Source organism: Streptomyces sp. NPDC048481 (assembly GCF_043200075.1).
Taxonomy (GTDB): Bacteria; Actinomycetota; Actinomycetes; order Streptomycetales; family Streptomycetaceae; genus Streptomyces.
In genome coordinates, this window is record NZ_JBICXC010000001.1 from 47180 (window position 1) to 64170 (window position 16991).

The following is a 16991-nucleotide window of genomic DNA, read 5'->3' on the forward strand; positions in this document are numbered from 1 at the left end:
GTGGGCCGTGACGAACCGGTGGGCATGCGGACTCCCGTGGGGCGGACGGCGGGTCAGCGGCGGTCGGCGACGGAACGCGGGCCGGCGGGCCGCGGCACGACGGCCCGCGCCGCACGCCCCGACGGCGTTCCCTGCGCCCCCTGCGGCTCGGCGGCGGACCCGGCGGCCGGCCCGGCGGGCGATCCGCCCGCGGCGGGCGCCGGCACCACCCCCGCAGCCCCCGCCCCCGCCGCAGCGGCCGACGGTGCGGGCCGGCGCTCGGCGAGCGGCGTCACCGGGAGCGGCTCGCGCTCGCCCAGCACTACCCGCCGCACCACGCGCTCGGCGGCGCGGCCGTCGTCGTGCGGACAGAACCGCTCGCGGAACGCGGCGCGCAGCTGCGCCGAGCGCGAGCCGCGCCAGTGACCGGTGGTGAAGATGTCGACCAGTTCGTCCTCGCTGCGCGCGACCGCGCCCGGCGGGAAGGACCGCAGGTCGAAGTAGGTGCCGCGGGCCGCCTCGTAGGCCTCCCAGTCGTCGGCGTGCACCACGATCGGGCGGTCCAGGTTGGCGTAGTCGAACATCAGCGACGAGTAGTCGGTGACCAGGGCGTCCGAGGCGAGGCAGAGGTCCTCCACGCTCGGGTGTCCGCTGACGTCGACGATGCCGGGCGCGGGGCGGTCGACGAGCGGGTCCTGCCAGTAGTGGGCGCGGGCCAGGATCACGAAGCGCGGGCCCAGCCGGCGCATGACGCGCTCCAGGTCGAGCGGGCAGCGCTGGGTGCGGCGGTAGTCGCGGTGGGTGGGCGCGTACAGGACGGCGACCGCGTCACGGGGGATGCCGAGGGACTCGCGCAGCCGGGCCACGTCCCGCTGCGTCGCCTGCTGGAAGACGTCGTTGCGGGGATAGCCGTACTCGAGGGTCTCGTAGCCGCCCGGGTAGACCCGCTCCCAGGTGAGCGTGGTGTGGCGGTTCGCGGACAGGACGTAGTCCCACTTGTCGACGCCCCGCAGCAGCTCGTCGAAGTCCATGCCGCGGGCGGCCGCCGGACGGTCCTGGAGGTCGAGGCCCATGTGCTTGAGGGGCGTGCCGTGCTGGGTCTGGACGAAGACCTGGCCGGGCCGCTTGACCAGCCGCCGGTCGAAGTTGACGTTGTTCACCAGGTACTTGGAGCGGGCCAGCGCCGTCCAGTAGGCGGCCGTGCCCGGTCGCACCCGGCGCGGGCCGGGCGGGACGGCGTCCTGGTGCTCGGGGCGGGCGATCCACGCCGTGCGCACCTGCGGCGCCAGGGCGCGGAACGCGGCCTCCAGCGCGCCCGGGTTGCAGCCGTGGCCGCGGCCCCAGTACGCGGCGAACACGGCGCGGTCCGCGCGCAGCGGCAGCCGCAGCTGGATGCGGTAGTGGGCCTGGAGCAGGGCCGCCCGCAGGGCGCGGACGAGTTTCGCGACCGCCTTGTGGGTGCGCCTGCGCAGGGTCATGGACGCCTCCAGCGCCCGGTAGGTGCGGTGCACGCCGAAGTGGACCAGGGTGTGGCGCAGCCGGACGCGCAGCGAGACCGGCGCGCCGGGGGTGCGGTAACGGCGGTAGTGCGCGCGGGCCTTGCGCAGGAACTCGGCGCGCGAGCCGCGCGGCAGCCGGTCCCGCTTGGTGAACACCGTGGACAGGTGGTCGACCATGCGGCGGAACAACACGGGCCGCCAGCAGGCCAGTTCGGGTCGCTGTTCGATGAACGCGAAGACCCGGTCGTACTGCTCGAAGACGTCGAAGTGTCCCCGGCTCGTGGTGGACAGGATGTTGCCCCGGCGGCGCTGGCGGTAGTGGACGCAGACGCGGTCCAGGGTGGCCAGCGTGCGCGCCGCCATCAGCGCCGGGTACGTCCACGGCGCGTCCTCGTAGTAGCCGGGCGGGAACCGCAGCCCCGTGCGCTGCACGAACTCCCGCCGGTAGGCCTTGTTCCAGGCGACCATCAGCACCCTGAGCAGTCCGGGACGGTCCTGGAGCCGGAACGGCGCCGGCCCGTCCTCGGTGAGCTGCCCGGCGAACTTGTTGCGGACGGCCTCGCCCGTCCAGTACGTGCTCGCGTAGTCGTAGACCAGGACGTCCGGCTCGCCCGTCTGCTCCAGCCGGGCGGCGATCGCGCGCAGTGCGTCCGGGGTGAGGGTGTCGTCGGAGTCGAGGAACAGCAGGTAGTCGCCGGTGGCCTGCTCCAGGCCGGCGTTGCGGGCCCGCCCCAGGCCGACGTTCTCCGGCAGGTGCACCGCCCGCACCCGCGTGTCCCGGGCCGCGAACTCGTCGATGATCTCGCCGCAGGCGTCCGGCGAGCTGTCGTCGACGGCGATCAGTTCGAGATCGGTGTACGACTGGGACAGCACCGATTCGAGGCACTCGTGCAGATACGCCTGAACCTTGTACGCGGGGACGATGACACTGAACCTGGGCAAGGCACATCCATGGGTCGGTGCGGGCGGAAGACAGGGCCTTGCCCGGAAACGGCCGATGGAGTGACTTGGTTACGGTTCGCGTGGCATACGGGGGACGCCGGGTGAACGGACGGGGACGGGCCGGCGACCCGGCCCGTCCCCGTTCTCCCCTGCCCTGTCGGCTACTTGACGGCGCCCGCCATCACGCCGGACACGAACTGCCGCTGGAACGCGAAGAACACGGCCAGCGGGACCACCATCGAGATGAACGCGCCGGGCGCCAGCACGTCGATGTTGTTGCCGAACTGCCTCACCTGCGTCTGCAGGGCGACCGTGATCGGCTGGCTGTCGGCGTTGGTGAACACCAGCGCGACCAGCATGTCGTTCCACACCCACAGGAACTGGAAGATGCCCAGCGACGCGATCGCCGGACCGCCCAGCGGCATCACGACCCGGGCGAACAGCCGCAGTTCGCCCGCCCCGTCCAGCCGCGCCGCCTCCAGCAGCTCTCGCGGGATCTCCGCGAAGAAGTTGCGCAGCAGGAACACCGCGAACGGCAGCCCGAACCCGACGTGGAACAGGATGACGCCCAGGATGTTCCCGAACAGGCCGATCTTGCCGAACAGTTCGGCGATCGGGATGAGCGCCACCTGCACGGGCACGACCAGCAGCCCGACGACGGCCAGGAACCACCAGTCCCGCCCCGGGAACTCCATCCACGCGAAGGCGTAGCCCGCGAGCGAGCCGATGACCACGACCAGCACCGTCGCCGGCACCGTGATGAGCACGGTGTTGACCAGCGAACCGGTGATGTCGCCGTTCTCCAGCAGCTTTTGGTAGCTGTCGAACGTGAGCTGGGAGGGCTTGGAGAACACCTCCCACCAGCCGCTCGCGCTCATGTCCTCGGGAGCGCGCAGCGAGGAGATCAGCAGCCCGACGGTCGGCACCAGCCAGAACAGGCCGACGACGATCAGGAAGGCGCGGACCAGCCCCCCGTTGAGCTTGTTCATGACCCATTCGAGTCGCCCGGTCACCGCCGCACCTCCCGCCGCAGCCTGCGCACGTTGAACCACATCACCGGGATCACCAGGAGCAGCAGGAGCACCGCGATGGCGCTGGCGATACCCGGCTGGTCCTCGGAGAAGCCCTTGCGGTACAGCTCCAGGGCGAGCACGTTGGCGTCGTCCTGCGAGGAGCCCGGGGCGATGATGAACACCAGGTCGAACACCTTCAGCACGTTGATCATCAGCGTGACGGCGACGACCGCGAGGACGGGCGCGAGCAGCGGGATGGTGACCCTGCGGAACACCTGCCACTCGGTGGCGCCGTCGACGCGCGCGGCCTCCAGCAGCTCGCGGGGCACGCCCGCCAGGCCGGCCGCGATCAGCACCATCGCGAACCCGGCCCACATCCAGATGTAGGAGCCGATGATCGCCGGGGTGACCAGCGACGGGCCCAGCCAGTCCAGGCCGTTGTACGCCTCCGTGAAGTTGGCGGCGGGCAGCCTCAGCCGCGCCCCGTCCGCCTCGGCGGGCAGCGAGAAGGTGCCGTCGTCGCCGGCCTTCGCCGACGCCACGACCTTGCCGTCCTTCACCGCCTCGATCCGCATGCCGGCGTAGCCCAGTTCGGACGGGTCGGGCACGCCGAGGGCGCCGACGCCCTTGCCGCGGGTGAAGTCCTGCCAGGCGGTGCCGGTGACCGCGCCCTGCTCGGGCCGCGCCTTCACGGCCTTGTCCGCGTCGCCGGGCATCTGGTCGGGGGGCACGCCGACCAGGGGCAGCAGGACCGGGACGCCGGCCCTGACGGGCTCCTTGGTGATGAAGCCGCCGTCGTCGGCCGTGAGGGGCGAGTCGCGGCCGGGGTGGGCCTTGGGGAACGCCGACGCCTCGGCGAACGTGTCGTGCACGCCCACCCAGACCGCGTTGGCGACGCCCTTGTCCGGGTCCTGGTCGTAGACCAGCCGGAAGATGATGCCGGCGGCGAGCATGGAGATCGCCATCGGCATGAAGACGACCAGCTTGAACGCGGTGCCCCAGCGCACCCGTTCGGTGAGCACCGCGAAGATCAGGCCGAGCGCGGTCGCGACCGTCGGCGCGAACACCACCCAGATCACGTTGTTCTTCAGGGCGGTGCGGATGCCGTCGTCGGTGAAGAGCGCCTTGTAGTTGTCGACGCCGGCGAAACCGTCGCCGGACTGGTCGTAGAAGCTGCGGACGACCGAGTACCCGATGGGGTAGACCACGAGCGCGCCGAGCAGCACCAGGGCCGGAAGCAGGAACAGCGCTGCCACGGTCTTGCGCGTGCCGGTCACGCTCTTGCGCGTGCGAGGGGGGGCGGGGGCCCCGGGAGCCCCCGCCGCCTTGGGCGTCGTCATCGCCGCGTCAGTTCCCGTACGCCGCCGCCGCGTCCGACTCCAGTTTCGCCTGGATGCCGGCCACGTCCGACGGGTTCTTCAGGAAGTCCTGCAAGTCCTTCCACTCGCCCTTGCCGGGCGTGCCGCCGAACGCCTGCGGCGCCTGGTCGGACATGTCGAAGCGGAAGTCGTCGCCGGCCGCGACGAGCGCCTTGGCGATCGTGCGCTGGACGTCGTTGGGGTACACGGAGACGTCGACGTTCTTGTTCGGCGAGAGGTAGCCGCCAAGCTTTGCCTGGATCTGCGCCGCGTCCGGCGAGGCCAGGAACGTGGCCAGCGCCTGCGCTCCCTTGGAGTCCTTCAGGACGACGGCCGCGTCACCGCCCGAGACCACCGGCGCGGTGGCGCCGACCGTCGGGAACGGGAACACCTTGGCGTCCGTGCCCACCTTCGACTTGGTGTCGGCGATGTTGACCTGCACGAAGTCGCCCTCGTAGACCATGGCCGCCTTCGGCTGGTCGCCCCCGGTGAACGTCTGGGTCACCGAGGCGGGGAACTCGGTCTGCAACGCGCCGTTCGCACCGCCCGCGATCCAGTCCTTCTTCCCCCAGACCTGGGCGAGCGTGGTCAGCGCCTCCTTGACGGAAGGATCCGTCCACTTGATCTTGTGCTGGGCCAGCTGGTCGTACTTCTCCGGGCCCGCCTGGGAGAGATAGACGTTCTCGAACCAGTCGGTGAGCGTCCAGCCGTCGGCGCCGCCGACCGAGAACGGGGTGACGCCGGAGTCGTACACCGTCTGCGCGGTGGTCAGCAGGTCCTTCCACGTCTTGGGCTCGGACGCGCCCGCGTTCTCGAAGACCTTGGCGTTGTACCAGATCAGCGACTTGTTGGCCGCCTTGTAGTAGACGCCGTACTGCTTGCCGCCGACCTTGCCGATGTCCTGCCAGCCCTGCGAGTAGTTCTTGGCGAGCTGTGCCTGGGCCTCGGCCCCCAGCGGTTTGGCCCAGCCCTTGTCGGCGGCCTGCTTGATGGCGCCGGGCTGCGGCAGCATGGCCACGTCCGGCGGCGAACCGCCCGCGATCTTCGAGCCCAGGAAGTTGATGATCGGGTCCTGCGCGGGCACGAAGGTGATCTTCGCGCCGGTGCGCTTCTCGAACTCGGCGAGCACCTTCTTGAAGTTCGCCTGCTCCGTGCCCGTCCAGACCGCGGCCACCTCCAGCGTGGTGCCGTCCAGTTTGGGCAGGGAGAGGGTGCTGCCGGAGTCCTTGGTCCCCGTGCCGCCGTCGGTGCCGTTGCTCTTGTCGTCGTCGCCGCCGCACGCCGTGAGCGAGAGCGCGAGGGCTCCCGCCAGGACCGTGGCGGCCGCTTTCACGGTCCTGCGTGTGCGGATGGTGCTGCTCGTGCTGCGCATCACTGCCCCGTTCTTCGTTCCTCGTCGAACGTTGAGCGCTGTCCCGTGGCACTGGTCTACGCCGGGTGACCGGGGTCGGCAAGAGCGCCCGCCCTGTCAAGCGGGGGATCGTGACCGCGTCGTGATCGGCGCCGGGGGCGTCCTGCTCAGTGGACGCCGGACGGGCTGGGGTGGCGTGCCGCCCGCTCCAGGGCACTGGCCAGCAGCGCCAGGTCCGTGGGCCCGTTGCCCAGTTCCCGTACCGGTCTGCGGGCCGGCGGGTCGCCCATCCGGGCCCACTCCAGGGGGACCACCGTGGGACGCAGGGTCGCCGTGCGGGGGATACGGCCGGTGACGCGACCGCCCTGGAACGGGGTGAGCCGGCCGTCCGCGCCCTTGAGGCGGCCACGGCCCGGCGCGGGCGCGTCCGGGCCGCACGCGGGAGCCTCCAGCGTGATCCGGACCGTGGAGCGGCGGGCCGGCTCCGACTCCGCGGCACGGCCGCCGGGACCGCTCGCCGCGACCAGGTGCACGCCGAGCCGCTCGCCCTCGCGGGCCACCGCCTCCAGCGCGCGCATCACCGAACCGGCCGCGGGCCTGCCCGGCGAGCCGAGGGCGGGGGAGACCAGCGCGTCCAGATCGTCCACCACCACGACCAGACGGGGCAGCGGGGGCGTGGCCTCGGCCTGCTGCTGACGGGCCGCCGCCCCCGGACGCAGCCGCAGGGTGGAGCTCGGCGGGGCGTCGAGGTCGGCGGCGCCGCCGCCCGCACTCGCGGCCGGGGCGTGCGGCACGCCCGCGGCGCGCTGGGGCTTGGCCGTGCGCTGCGGCACGATGCGGCCGGAGACCGCGCGGTGCGTGTGCCACTCCGCGAAGTCGGAACGGCCCAGCAACTCCGCCCGCCGCTTCAGCTCGGCGCTCAGCGACTGCGCGAACTCCCGCATGCGGACCGGGTCGTTGGCGGTGAGGTGGGCGGTGACGTGCGGCAGGTCCGTACAGACCCGCAGTCCGTCGCCGGGCCCGCCGCCGCCCTTGCCGACGGTGTCGCGGCCGTCCAGCAGGATGACGCTCAGCCGTTCCGGCCGCTCGGCGGCGGCCAGCGAGGCCACGACGGCCCGCAGCAGTTCCGTGCGCCCGCTGCCGGTCGGTCCCTCGACCAGCAGGTGAGGGCCCTCGGCCGCCAGGTCCACGCCCACCGGGCCGCGCGGCCCGGCGCCCAGCACGGCCCACGCCCTGCCGCCGAGCGCGTCGGCGTCGTCGGCCGCGTCCGCCCAACGGGCCATCAGGGAGGCGGGGGTGGCCCGGGCGAGACCCAGTTCGTCGAGCAGGCGGGCGGAAGGGGGCAGCGGCGCCGACACCCGGGGGTGCCGCTCGCCGTCGCCGCCCGCGCCGTCCGGGCGCAGCGGCGCGAGGGCCCGCGCGAAGCGTTCGGCCCAGGCGAGGGAGACGGCGTCCACCGCGCCGACCGTGCCGGCGCCCACCGGGCCGGGCCGCTCCGTCCGCGCCCCGGCCGGCGCGACCCGCAGCAGCCGCAGCGCCGTCGCCACGTCACCGCTCAGCAGGGCGACCGCCCCGCACGCGCGGAACGTGGGCGCCGCCGCGCAGGCCGCCTCGTACGTCTGCGAGACCGGGGAGGAGGGGGAGGCGGCGGGGGTCTCCGCCAGGCAGAGGACGTGGACGCCGGCGCGCGGACCGGCCACCGCGAGCCGTGCCACCGCCTCGCGCAGATCAGCGCCGCCCGGGTCGCCGTCCACGACGACCACCGTGTACGGGCCGGGGAAGGCGCCGTCGGCCGAGTCGTCCGCCACGGCCCAGGAGGGGCGGCGGGCGGCGCCGCTCAGCGGGGGCGCCGCAACGTCGCCGGCCGTGCTGTCGGACAGGCAGTCCTCAAGGCGGCGCAGCAGTTCGTCCGCGCGCGCCGTGGCCTGGTCGCGGTCGTAGGCGAGGAGCAGACGGCAGTCCTGGCCGTGGCCGGGACGCAGCTGGGGCAGCCAGCCCAGCCAGGACCACTCGGCGGTGCGTTCCGCCTCGGACCGCGCGCGGTCCGTGCTGATCAGGACGATCTCCAGGGTCTCGGGGGAGTGCAGCGCGGCGAGCTGGGCGATCACCGCGCGCGCCAGCCCGGCCAGTCGCGGCCGCGGCCCGGCCAGTCCGAGCGCCCCGACCTCGCGCAGGCCCGCGGTCACCGGGACGGCGGGCAGCAGGCCCGAGCCGTCCGGCGCGGGCCGGTCGGCCGTGCCCAGCCGCACCGCGAGCGCCTCCGGGTGCCCGGGCCCGCGCTCCCACAGCCGGGGGCCCGGCCCCAGCGCCGTCAGCAGCAGCGCCGCCGGGTCCGGCCAGGTCTCGGGAGCGGCCGCGGGCGTGGGCGCGGCGGCCGGCCGCGGCTCGGCTCCGGTCTGCGGCTCCTCGTCGGCTCCGGCGTCCGCGGGGTCCGTCGCCGGGCCGCGGCCGCCGGCCAGCCGCCGCGCCCACGCGGACAGGCCGCCCCCGCGCCTGCGCAGCCCCGGGGGCACGTCGGTGCCGCGCAGCGGGGTGCCCTTGCGGCGGCCGGAACCGCCCGGACCGTCGTCGAGGCCGTGCTCGGCGGCGCCGCCGTCATGGTCGTCGCCCAGGGAGGAGGGGCGTGCGTGGGCGGCCGTGTCGTCGGGTGCGCCGTGCGGACCGCGGACGGCGTCGTCGCCGGTGGCGAAGGAGCCGAGTCCGGCCCGGCCCCCGTGGGTCGCCGGCGCGGCCTCGCCCGCCGCGGACCCTCCGCCGGCGGAGGCCGCGCCCCGCACGGACGGGACGGCCGGGCCGCAGGGGTGCGCCTCGCCGCCGGCGCGGCTCTCGATGTGCGGGGCCGCGCCCTGGCCCGGCACCACGCCGGACGCGAGGGGCCCGACCCCGGAGCCTTGCCGGCGCGGTTCGGGGACCGCGCCCCGGGGCGCGGGAGCGCCGCTCCAGTCGACCGTGCCGTGGACGTGCGAGGTGGGCCCGGCCGGGCCGGTGGCGCCGGAGGCCGGCCCGGAGGAGCCCTGCGGGCGGCCCGCGCCGCCGCCGTCCGGCGCGCCCGCGCCGTTCACACGCTCCGGCGCACCCTGCGCGCTCTGCTCCGCCGTTCCCCCGCAGGGCACGCGGACATGGCCCTCGCCGTCCGGCGTCGTCGCGACCCGGGGGCCCGGCCCGCCGGGCGGCGCCAGACGCAGCGCCGACTCGCCCACCCGCAGCAGGGCCCCGGGAGCCAGGCGGACGGGACGCTGGCGCACCGGCGCGCCGTCCAGCGTGGTGCCGTTGGTGGAGCCCAGGTCGGCCACCGTGACCCGGCCCTCCGGAGACAGCGTCACCGCGCAGTGCAGACGCGACACGTCCGGGTCGTCGAGCGGCACGTCGGCGTCGGCCGAGCGGCCCACGCGGACCTGCCCGCCGTGCAGCAGATGGACCCCGCCCGCGTCGGGACCGGCCACCACGTGCAGCCGGGCCGGGGCGTCGTCGACCTCGGGATGCGACTCGGGATCGGCCGGGGCGCCCAGGGACAGCACCGCGCCGTCGGTCAGCGGGGGTTCGCCCAGGGTGCAGCGCTGGGCGTCCAGCCGCTCCACGCCCGCGTAGAGGACGACCGCCGCCGCGGACGGGGACGGTGCGGCGCCCTCCCCGCAGACCGCCGCGGCCAGCGCGGACGACACCGCCGCCAGGGCCGTGCCGGCGGGCGCCGTGACCAGCACGTCGCAGCTCGCGGCGCGGGGCCGGGAATCGGCGGGCGCGCCCGTCGGGTCTACGACGGTCAGCCGGATCTGCATCGCCGTCAGCGGTCCCTTCTGCACGGGCGCGGGCTTCCCCCCACCCCACACGAGCACAGCGGCCAGTACTCCAGGCATCCTCGCACCTGTCACTGACAACGCGCCCCTCTCCCGAGGACAAGTGATCTTGATTGGTCGGCTCTGCCCGCAAAAGTGCCTGCCGGGTGCGTCACCGACGATCAGTTGAGATCGGTCACGTCCGGCCGGGGCAACCGGGAAGACCGGGCCGAGCGTCTTCCCGCGGAGCGAGGGACGACCTCGACGACCGCCCGGTGTCCGCATCCCGGCACTACAGTGGTCGGAACACTGGCGGGACGGACGAGCGGGGCCGAAGGGCCGGCGAGTCCGACGAGCAAGCAGCAGGGAGCGCATGACGTGCGGCCGGTAGGCAGCAAGTACCTGCTCGAGGAGCCCCTCGGGCGCGGCGCCACGGGCACCGTCTGGCGAGCCCGCCAGCGGGAGACCGCGGGCGCCGAGGCGGCCGTCGCGGGCCAGCCCGGGGAGACCGTCGCGATCAAGGTCCTCAAGGAGGAGCTCGCGAACGACCCCGACGTCGTGATGCGGTTCCTGCGCGAGCGCTCCGTCCTGCTGCGCCTGACCCACCCCAACATCGTCCGGGTCCGCGACCTGGTCGTCGAGGGCGATCTGCTGGCCCTGGTCATGGACCTCGTCGAGGGCCCCGACCTGCACCGCTACCTGCGCGAGAACGGCCCCTTCACCCCCGTCGCCGCGGCCCTGCTCACCGCCCAGATCGCTGACGCGCTCGCCGCCAGCCACGCCGACGGCGTCGTGCACCGCGATCTGAAGCCGGCCAACGTCCTGCTCAAGCAGGAGGGCGGCCGGATGCACCCGCTGCTCACCGACTTCGGCATCGCGCGCCTCGCCGACTCCCCGGGCCTGACCCGGACCAGCGAGTTCGTCGGCACGCCCGCGTACGTCGCCCCGGAGTCGGCCGAGGGCCGCCCGCAGACCTCCGCCGTCGACGTCTACGGCGCCGGCATCCTGATGTACGAGCTGGTCACCGGCCGTCCGCCGTTCTCCGGGGGTTCCGCCCTGGAGGTCCTGCACCAGCACCTGAGCGCCGAGCCGCGCCGCCCCTCCACGGTCCCGGACCCGCTCTGGACGGTCATCGAGCGCTGTCTGAGCAAGAACCCCGACCACCGGCCGAGCGCCGAGAACCTCGCGCGCGGACTGCGGATCGTCGCCGAGGGCATCGGCGTGCACGCCAACTCCATGCAGATCGCGGCCGCCGACGGCGTCGGCCATCTGCTCGCGCCCGACCCGGCGCCCGCCACCGTGCCGGGCGGCGGCGCCTACGACCCGAACGCCGCGACCAGCGTCCTGCCGCACACGGCGGGCCCCGCGGGCGCCGCCGACCCCACCGCCGTCCTGCCCCGCACGGGCGGTCCGCAGGGGGCCGCCGACCCGACGGCCGTCCTGCCGCCGGTGCCGCCGGGCCAGTACGGCGGACCGGCGCAGCCGCCGGAGCAGCCGCACCCCTGGCAGTCCCAGATGCAGGGCGCCCGCGACCGCAACGAGCAGACCCAGGTCCAGCAGTACCTCGACCCCGACGACGACCCGCTGCGCCGCCGCCCCCAGCGGCAGGTCTCCCGCCCCCAGCAGCCGCCGCAGCAGCCCCGGCAGCAGCCGCAGCAGCAGCCCGGCTACGGCTACCCCGGGCAGCACCAGCAGCATCCGCAGCAGCAGCGGTACGCGACCCCGCAGCCCCAGCAGCCCCAGCCGCAGCGGTACGCGCCGCCGCCCCAGCAGCAGCCGCGGCAGCGGCCCGCGCCGGAGCCCCGGCAGCCGCGCGAGCCCCGGCAGCGCAGCGCCAACCCGATGCGCATCCCGGGCCTGGGCTGTCTCAAGGGCTGCCTGTTCACGATCGTCATCCTGTTCGTGGCCGGCTGGCTGGTCTGGGAGCTGAGCCCGCTCCAGGAGTGGATCGGCACGAGCAAGAGCTACTGGCACCTGATCACCGGCTGGATCGGCGACGTCACCGGCTGGATCGGCGATCTGGCCGACTCGACGGGCGGCGGCTCCACGAACTGACCGCCGACGCCGGACCGCGCCGGACCGCCCCTGACCACGAGTTTGTTTACTTGTCGACATCTGGCGGGTGATTTCCGTCTCCGCGGTGAAGGTTGGCTCCCGGGACGCGTACTTTGATGGGCAACACGCGTCTGTAGGAGCAGCCTTGGCACGGAAGATCGGCAGCCGGTACACCGCCCACCAGATCCTGGGACGGGGCAGCGCCGGCACGGTGTGGCTGGGCGAGGGACCGGAGGGGCCCGTCGCCGTCAAGCTGCTGCGCGAGGACCTCGCCTCCGACGAGGAGCTCGTGGGCCGCTTCGTGCAGGAGCGCACGGCGCTGCTCGGCCTGGAGCACCCCCATGTGGTCTCCGTGCGCGACCTGGTCGTCGACGGCAACGACCTGGCGCTGGTCATGGACCTGGTCCGGGGCACGGACCTGCGCACCCGCCTCGACCGGGACCGGCGCCTCGCCCCCGAGGCCGCCGTCGCCATCGTCGCGGACGTCGCCGAGGGCCTGGCCGCCGCGCACGCGGCCGGGATCGTGCACCGCGACGTGAAGCCCGAGAACATCCTGCTCGACATGCAGGGTCCGCTCGGCCCGGGCGGCTCGCACCGCGCCCTGCTGACGGACTTCGGCGTCGCCAAACTGATCGACACCCCCAAACGGACCCGCGCCACCAAGATCATCGGCACGCCGGACTACCTGGCGCCCGAGATCGTGGAGGGCCTGCCGCCGCGCGCCTCCGTCGACATCTACGCCCTCGCCACCGTCCTGTACGAGCTGCTCGCGGGCTTCACCCCGTTCGGCGGCGGCCACCCGGGCGCGGTGCTGCGCCGCCATGTCACGGAGTCCGTCGCCCCCCTGCCCGGCATCCCGGACGAGCTGTGGCAGCTGATCGTGCAGTGCCTGGCCAAGGCGCCGGCCTCGCGGCTGCGCGCCTCCGAGCTGGCGGCGCGGCTGCGCGAGCAGCTGCCGATGCTGGCCGGGATGCCCCCGCTGGACGTCGACGAACCCGACACCGAGCCGGAGGAGGGCGAGCCCGCCGAGGCCGCCGCCTCCGCACCGGCCGCCGAGGCGGGCACCGGGCGGGTGCGGCGCGGCTCGGTCCCGCTGGTGCCGAACGCCAAGCCCGACTCCAACCGCGACACCCACACGTCGATGCGGGTGCCCGCGCCCGACGAGCTGGCCGGCGGCGCGCACGGCACCGCACGGGTGCCCAGGGCCGCGGGCGCCCCGCGTCCGGGGTCGGCACGCAACCGTTCCGCCACCCGGCGCCGCCGGATCACGCTCGGCGTGGCCGCGGCCGCGCTGGCGGCGGCCGTCGGGGTCGGCACCTGGGCGGCCACCTCCGGCGACGACGCGGGCGCGAACCCCCAGGACACGCAGAACTCGGCGCCGACGACGCCATGAGGCCCGGCCCCGGACCGCGGGCCGCGCGGGCTCCGGGGCGGTGCCCGGCGCTCCCCGGTTGGCGGAGCCGTTACGCTGGGAGGCGTGGCAGTCGTCGATGTATCCGAAGAGCTCAAGTCCCTCTCCTCGACCATGGAGTCGATCGAGGCCGTTCTGGACCTCGACAAACTGAGGGCAGACATCGCCGTGCTCGAGGAGCAGGCGGCCGCGCCGTCCCTGTGGGACAACCCGGACGAGGCGCAGAAGATCACCAGCAAGCTGTCCCACCTCCAGGCCGAGGTCAGGAAGGCCGACTCCCTGCGCAGCCGGATCGACGATCTCGCCGTGCTGTTCGAGATGGCCCAGGAGGAGGACGACCCGGACACCCTCGCGGAGGCCGAGTCCGAGCTGACCTCCGTCAAGAAGGCGCTCGATGAGATGGAAGTGCGCACGCTCCTCAGCGGGGAGTACGACGCCCGTGAGGCGCTCGTCAACATCCGCGCCGAGGCCGGCGGCGTCGACGCGGCCGACTTCGCCGAGAAGCTCCAGCGGATGTACCTGCGCTGGGCGGAGCAGCACGGCTACAAGACCGAGGTCTACGAGACGTCGTACGCCGAAGAGGCCGGCATCAAGTCGACCACCTTCGCCGTGCAGATCCCGTACGCCTACGGCACGCTCTCCGTCGAGCAGGGCACCCACCGCCTCGTGCGGATCTCGCCCTTCGACAACCAGGGCCGCCGTCAGACCTCCTTCGCGGGCGTCGAGGTCCTCCCCGTGGTCGAGCAGACCGACCACATCGAGATCGACGAGTCCGAGCTGCGCGTGGACGTGTACCGCTCCTCCGGCCCCGGCGGCCAGGGCGTCAACACCACCGACTCGGCGGTGCGCCTGACCCACCTGCCCACCGGCATCGTCGTCTCCTGTCAGAACGAGCGGTCGCAGATCCAGAACAAGGCGACCGCGATGAACGTCCTCCAGGCGAAGCTGCTGGAGCGTCAGCGCCAGGAGGAGCGCGCCAAGATGGACGCCCTCAAGGACGGCGGCAGCTCCTGGGGCAACCAGATGCGTTCGTACGTCCTGCACCCGTACCAGATGGTCAAGGACCTGCGCACCGAGTTCGAGGTCGGCAACCCCGAGGCCGTGTTCAACGGTGAGATCGACGGGTTCCTGGAAGCCGGAATTCGCTGGCGCAAGCAGCAGGAGAAGTAGGTTTGTCGACACGGTAACCGCCCCTGTTTCAGGGGCGGTTTGCTTTTTACGTCACATTCACAGCACCAACATCGCGCAAAGCGCCCCGACTTGGACATTGCGCCCGCAACGGCCTTGACGCTGCTTTGAAAAATGGGGAGGGTGCGGTGTGGCATGCGTATCTTCGGGGCGCATGTGAACCGGGGGACTTCAGCTGCATCTCAGCTACCCCGTCGATCACAGCCCCCGAGCGCGGCCTCATCGACGATTCAGCTACTGGGGGTAGCAACCATATGACGAAGAAGACGCGGATCCGGGTCGCGCGCATAGCCGCCGGTGCCGTGATCGCCGCGGGCGCCTCGCTCACGGTCGCCGGGGTCGCCTCGGCCGCCGGTGACGAGGGCGGCCTGAGCGGCCTGGTGTCGACGTCCGACGGGGACGTCACCCCGCAGACGGGCCAGGAGCCCTGCCCGATCGGGATCTGCACCGACGGCGGCACAACGGAGGGCACCACCGAGGGCACGACGGAAGGCACCACCGAGGGCACCACCGGCTCGACGACCACGTCCACGGGCGGCACCGGCACCACGGGTGAGTCGACCGCGGCGGGCGGCACGGCTTCCGTCGGCGGCACCGCCTCCGTCGGGGGCACCGCCTCCGTCGGGGGCACGGCTTCCGTGGGCGGCACGGCCTCGGTCGGCGGCTCCACCACCACCGGCGGCTCCACCACGACGACCGGCGGTTCGACCACGGGCGGCTCGTCGACGACCACCGGCGGTTCCGCCACCGGCGGTTCCACCACGGGCGGTTCGTCCACCACGACCGGCGGCACCGGCACCACCGGCGGCGGCTCCACGACGGGCGGCGGCTCGACGACCGGGGGCGACGACTCCACCGGCGGCTCTGCGACCGGCGGCGGCTCGGTGACCGGTGGTTCCACGACCGGCGGTCCCGGCACCGGCACCGACGGCACCTCGACCCAGGAGGTCGGCAGCTCCGCGCTGACGGACACCTCGGACGTGGCCGCCGACAACAGCGCGCAGGGCGGCGGCAAGGAGCTGGCGGAGACCGGCGCCGGCCAGACCACGTTCCTGATCATCGGTGCCGCGACCATGATCGCCGGCGGCATCGGCTTCCGCGTGCTGCCGCGTCTCGCGGCCGGCCGCGGCGGGGCCGCTGCCTGACGGCAGCCGTCCGTCACCGTATGTGACGCATGTACGACGCAAACGTGACGGGCCCGGAGCCATGGCTCCGGGCCCGTCACGCGTGTGCCGTGTGCCGTACAGCGTTGCTCGGGGCTAGACGGTCTGGTGGGCCAGCAGTGCCAGGGCCGCGACCAGCACCGCCAGCAGTGCGATCAGCGCCATCGGGTTCAGGTTCGCGAGGAAGTTCTCCTGTTGCTGCAGCCGCTCGCGGTTCGCGCGGCACACGGGGCACCGGCCCTCGCTCACGGGCGCAGCGCAGTTAGCGCACACCAGCCGGTCGTACGTCATGCGCCTCGCCCTCCTTGCACCGGTTCCATGGACACAACGCCTCGGGGAACGGGAACGTTCCCCCTCCACTGTGCCAGGTTCCTGCGGGGCCCGCGCGGCTCACTCGAAGGGCGGGGGAGGCATAAAGCCCCGTACAAAAACGCACAAGCCCCGACCAACCCCTCCCGACGCCTGCGCCGCCCTCCCCGGTTCGCGTATGGTCACGCTCATCTACCCCCGGCGACCCGTGGTGCATCCGTGATCCGATTCGACAACGTCTCCAAGGTCTACCCCAAGCAGACCCGCCCCGCACTCAGGGATGTCTCCCTCGAGGTGGAGAAGGGCGAGTTCGTCTTCCTCGTCGGGTCCTCCGGCTCCGGAAAGTCCACCTTCCTGCGCCTGGTCCTCCGCGAGGAGCGCACCAGTCACGGCCAGGTGCACGTCCTGGGCAAGGACCTCGCGCGCCTCTCCAACTGGAAGGTGCCGCAGATGCGCCGCCAGCTGGGCACCGTCTTCCAGGACTTCCGCCTGCTGCCGAACAAGACGGTCGCGGAGAACGTCGCCTTCGCGCAGGAGGTCATCGGCAAGTCCAAGGGCGAGATCCGCAAGTCCGTGCCGCAGGTGCTCGACCTCGTCGGGCTCGGCGGCAAGGAGGACCGCATGCCGGGCGAGCTGTCCGGCGGCGAGCAGCAGCGCGTCGCCATCGCGCGCGCCTTCGTGAACCGGCCCAAGCTGCTGATCGCGGACGAGCCCACCGGCAACCTCGACCCGCAGACCTCGGTCGGCATCATGAAGCTGCTCGACCGGATCAACCGGACGGGCACCACCGTGCTGATGGCCACGCACGACCAGAACATCGTGGACCAGATGCGCAAGCGCGTCATCGAGCTGGAGAAGGGCCGCCTCGTCCGTGACCAGGCGCGCGGCGTCTACGGCTACCAGCACTGACCGCTCCCGCCATCGCGCCCGCCCCCGCGGACGTCCCCGGA

The 16991-nt window shown here is 73.7% G+C and carries 11 protein-coding genes; 5 read left to right on the forward strand and 6 right to left on the reverse strand.

Annotated elements, in window-relative coordinates; translation table 11 throughout:
* Window positions 1–53: 53 nt before the first annotated feature.
* From ACGFSH_RS00180 to ACGFSH_RS00200, 5 genes are all read right to left on the reverse strand, one after another.
* Window positions 54–2420, reverse strand: coding sequence for a CDP-glycerol glycerophosphotransferase family protein (locus ACGFSH_RS00180; RefSeq protein WP_393343401.1), 2367 nt, complete (start codon window positions 2418–2420; stop codon window positions 54–56).
* 161 nt (window positions 2421–2581) lie between these two features.
* Window positions 2582–3409, reverse strand: a complete 828-nt coding sequence (locus ACGFSH_RS00185; RefSeq protein WP_329417051.1) for a carbohydrate ABC transporter permease — start codon at window positions 3407–3409, stop codon at window positions 2582–2584.
* 20 nt (window positions 3410–3429) lie between these two features.
* The gene (locus ACGFSH_RS00190; protein ID WP_393343403.1) at window positions 3430–4710 is read right to left on the reverse strand and encodes a carbohydrate ABC transporter permease; all 1281 of its coding nucleotides are present in this window, start codon (window positions 4708–4710) and stop codon (window positions 3430–3432) included.
* Window positions 4711–4780: 70 nt separating this feature from the next.
* Window positions 4781–6163: an ABC transporter substrate-binding protein gene (locus ACGFSH_RS00195; RefSeq protein WP_393343405.1), complete on the reverse strand. Its 1383-nt coding sequence runs from the start codon at window positions 6161–6163 to the stop codon at window positions 4781–4783.
* Between the two features lie 146 nt (window positions 6164–6309).
* A complete protein-coding gene (locus tag ACGFSH_RS00200; protein ID WP_393345428.1) occupies window positions 6310–9918 on the reverse strand; it encodes an FHA domain-containing protein in 3609 nt (1202 codons plus the stop codon).
* 375 nt (window positions 9919–10293) lie between these two features.
* Here ACGFSH_RS00200 and ACGFSH_RS00205 point away from each other — a divergent pair, with 375 nt between their 5' ends.
* The 4 genes from ACGFSH_RS00205 to ACGFSH_RS00220 all read left to right on the forward strand — a co-directional run bounded on the left by ACGFSH_RS00205 (window position 10294) and on the right by ACGFSH_RS00220 (window position 15714).
* Complete coding sequence (locus tag ACGFSH_RS00205) at window positions 10294–11970, forward strand: protein kinase (protein ID WP_393343407.1); 1677 nt, start codon at window positions 10294–10296, stop codon at window positions 11968–11970.
* A gap of 145 nt (window positions 11971–12115) precedes the next feature.
* The gene (locus ACGFSH_RS00210; protein WP_393343409.1) at window positions 12116–13363 is read left to right on the forward strand and encodes a serine/threonine-protein kinase; all 1248 of its coding nucleotides are present in this window, start codon (window positions 12116–12118) and stop codon (window positions 13361–13363) included.
* Between the two features lie 84 nt (window positions 13364–13447).
* A complete protein-coding gene (prfB, locus tag ACGFSH_RS00215) occupies window positions 13448–14551 on the forward strand; it encodes a peptide chain release factor 2 (RefSeq protein WP_393343411.1) in 1104 nt (367 codons plus the stop codon).
* 272 nt (window positions 14552–14823) lie between these two features.
* Window positions 14824–15714, forward strand: a complete 891-nt coding sequence (locus tag ACGFSH_RS00220) for a hypothetical protein (protein WP_393343413.1) — start codon at window positions 14824–14826, stop codon at window positions 15712–15714.
* Between the two features lie 114 nt (window positions 15715–15828).
* On the opposite strand, the gene ACGFSH_RS00225 is transcribed toward ACGFSH_RS00220, so the two are convergent.
* On the reverse strand, window positions 15829–16023 hold the full coding sequence (locus tag ACGFSH_RS00225; RefSeq protein WP_329410491.1) for a hypothetical protein: 195 nt from the start codon (window positions 16021–16023) through the stop codon (window positions 15829–15831).
* 237 nt (window positions 16024–16260) lie between these two features.
* On the opposite strand from ACGFSH_RS00225, the gene ftsE reads away from it, so the two are divergent.
* Window positions 16261–16950 carry a cell division ATP-binding protein FtsE gene (gene ftsE / locus ACGFSH_RS00230; protein ID WP_286062735.1) on the forward strand — a complete coding sequence of 230 codons (690 nt, stop codon included), beginning with the start codon at window positions 16261–16263 and terminating at the stop codon, window positions 16948–16950.
* Window positions 16951–16991 lie beyond the last annotated feature (41 nt).

Coding starts and splice junctions, on each gene's coding strand:
- ACGFSH_RS00185 (WP_329417051.1), bottom strand. CDS start 3,409: ATGAACAAGCTCAACGGGGGGCTGGTCCGCGCCTTCCTGATCGTCGTC.
- ACGFSH_RS00195 (WP_393343405.1), bottom strand. CDS start 6,163: ATGCGCAGCACGAGCAGCACCATCCGCACACGCAGGACCGTGAAAGCG.
- ACGFSH_RS00200 (WP_393345428.1), bottom strand. CDS start 9,918: ATGCAGATCCGGCTGACCGTCGTAGACCCGACGGGCGCGCCCGCCGAT.
- ACGFSH_RS00220 (WP_393343413.1), top strand. CDS start 14,824: ATGACGAAGAAGACGCGGATCCGGGTCGCGCGCATAGCCGCCGGTGCC.
- ACGFSH_RS00225 (WP_329410491.1), bottom strand. CDS start 16,023: ATGACGTACGACCGGCTGGTGTGCGCTAACTGCGCTGCGCCCGTGAGC.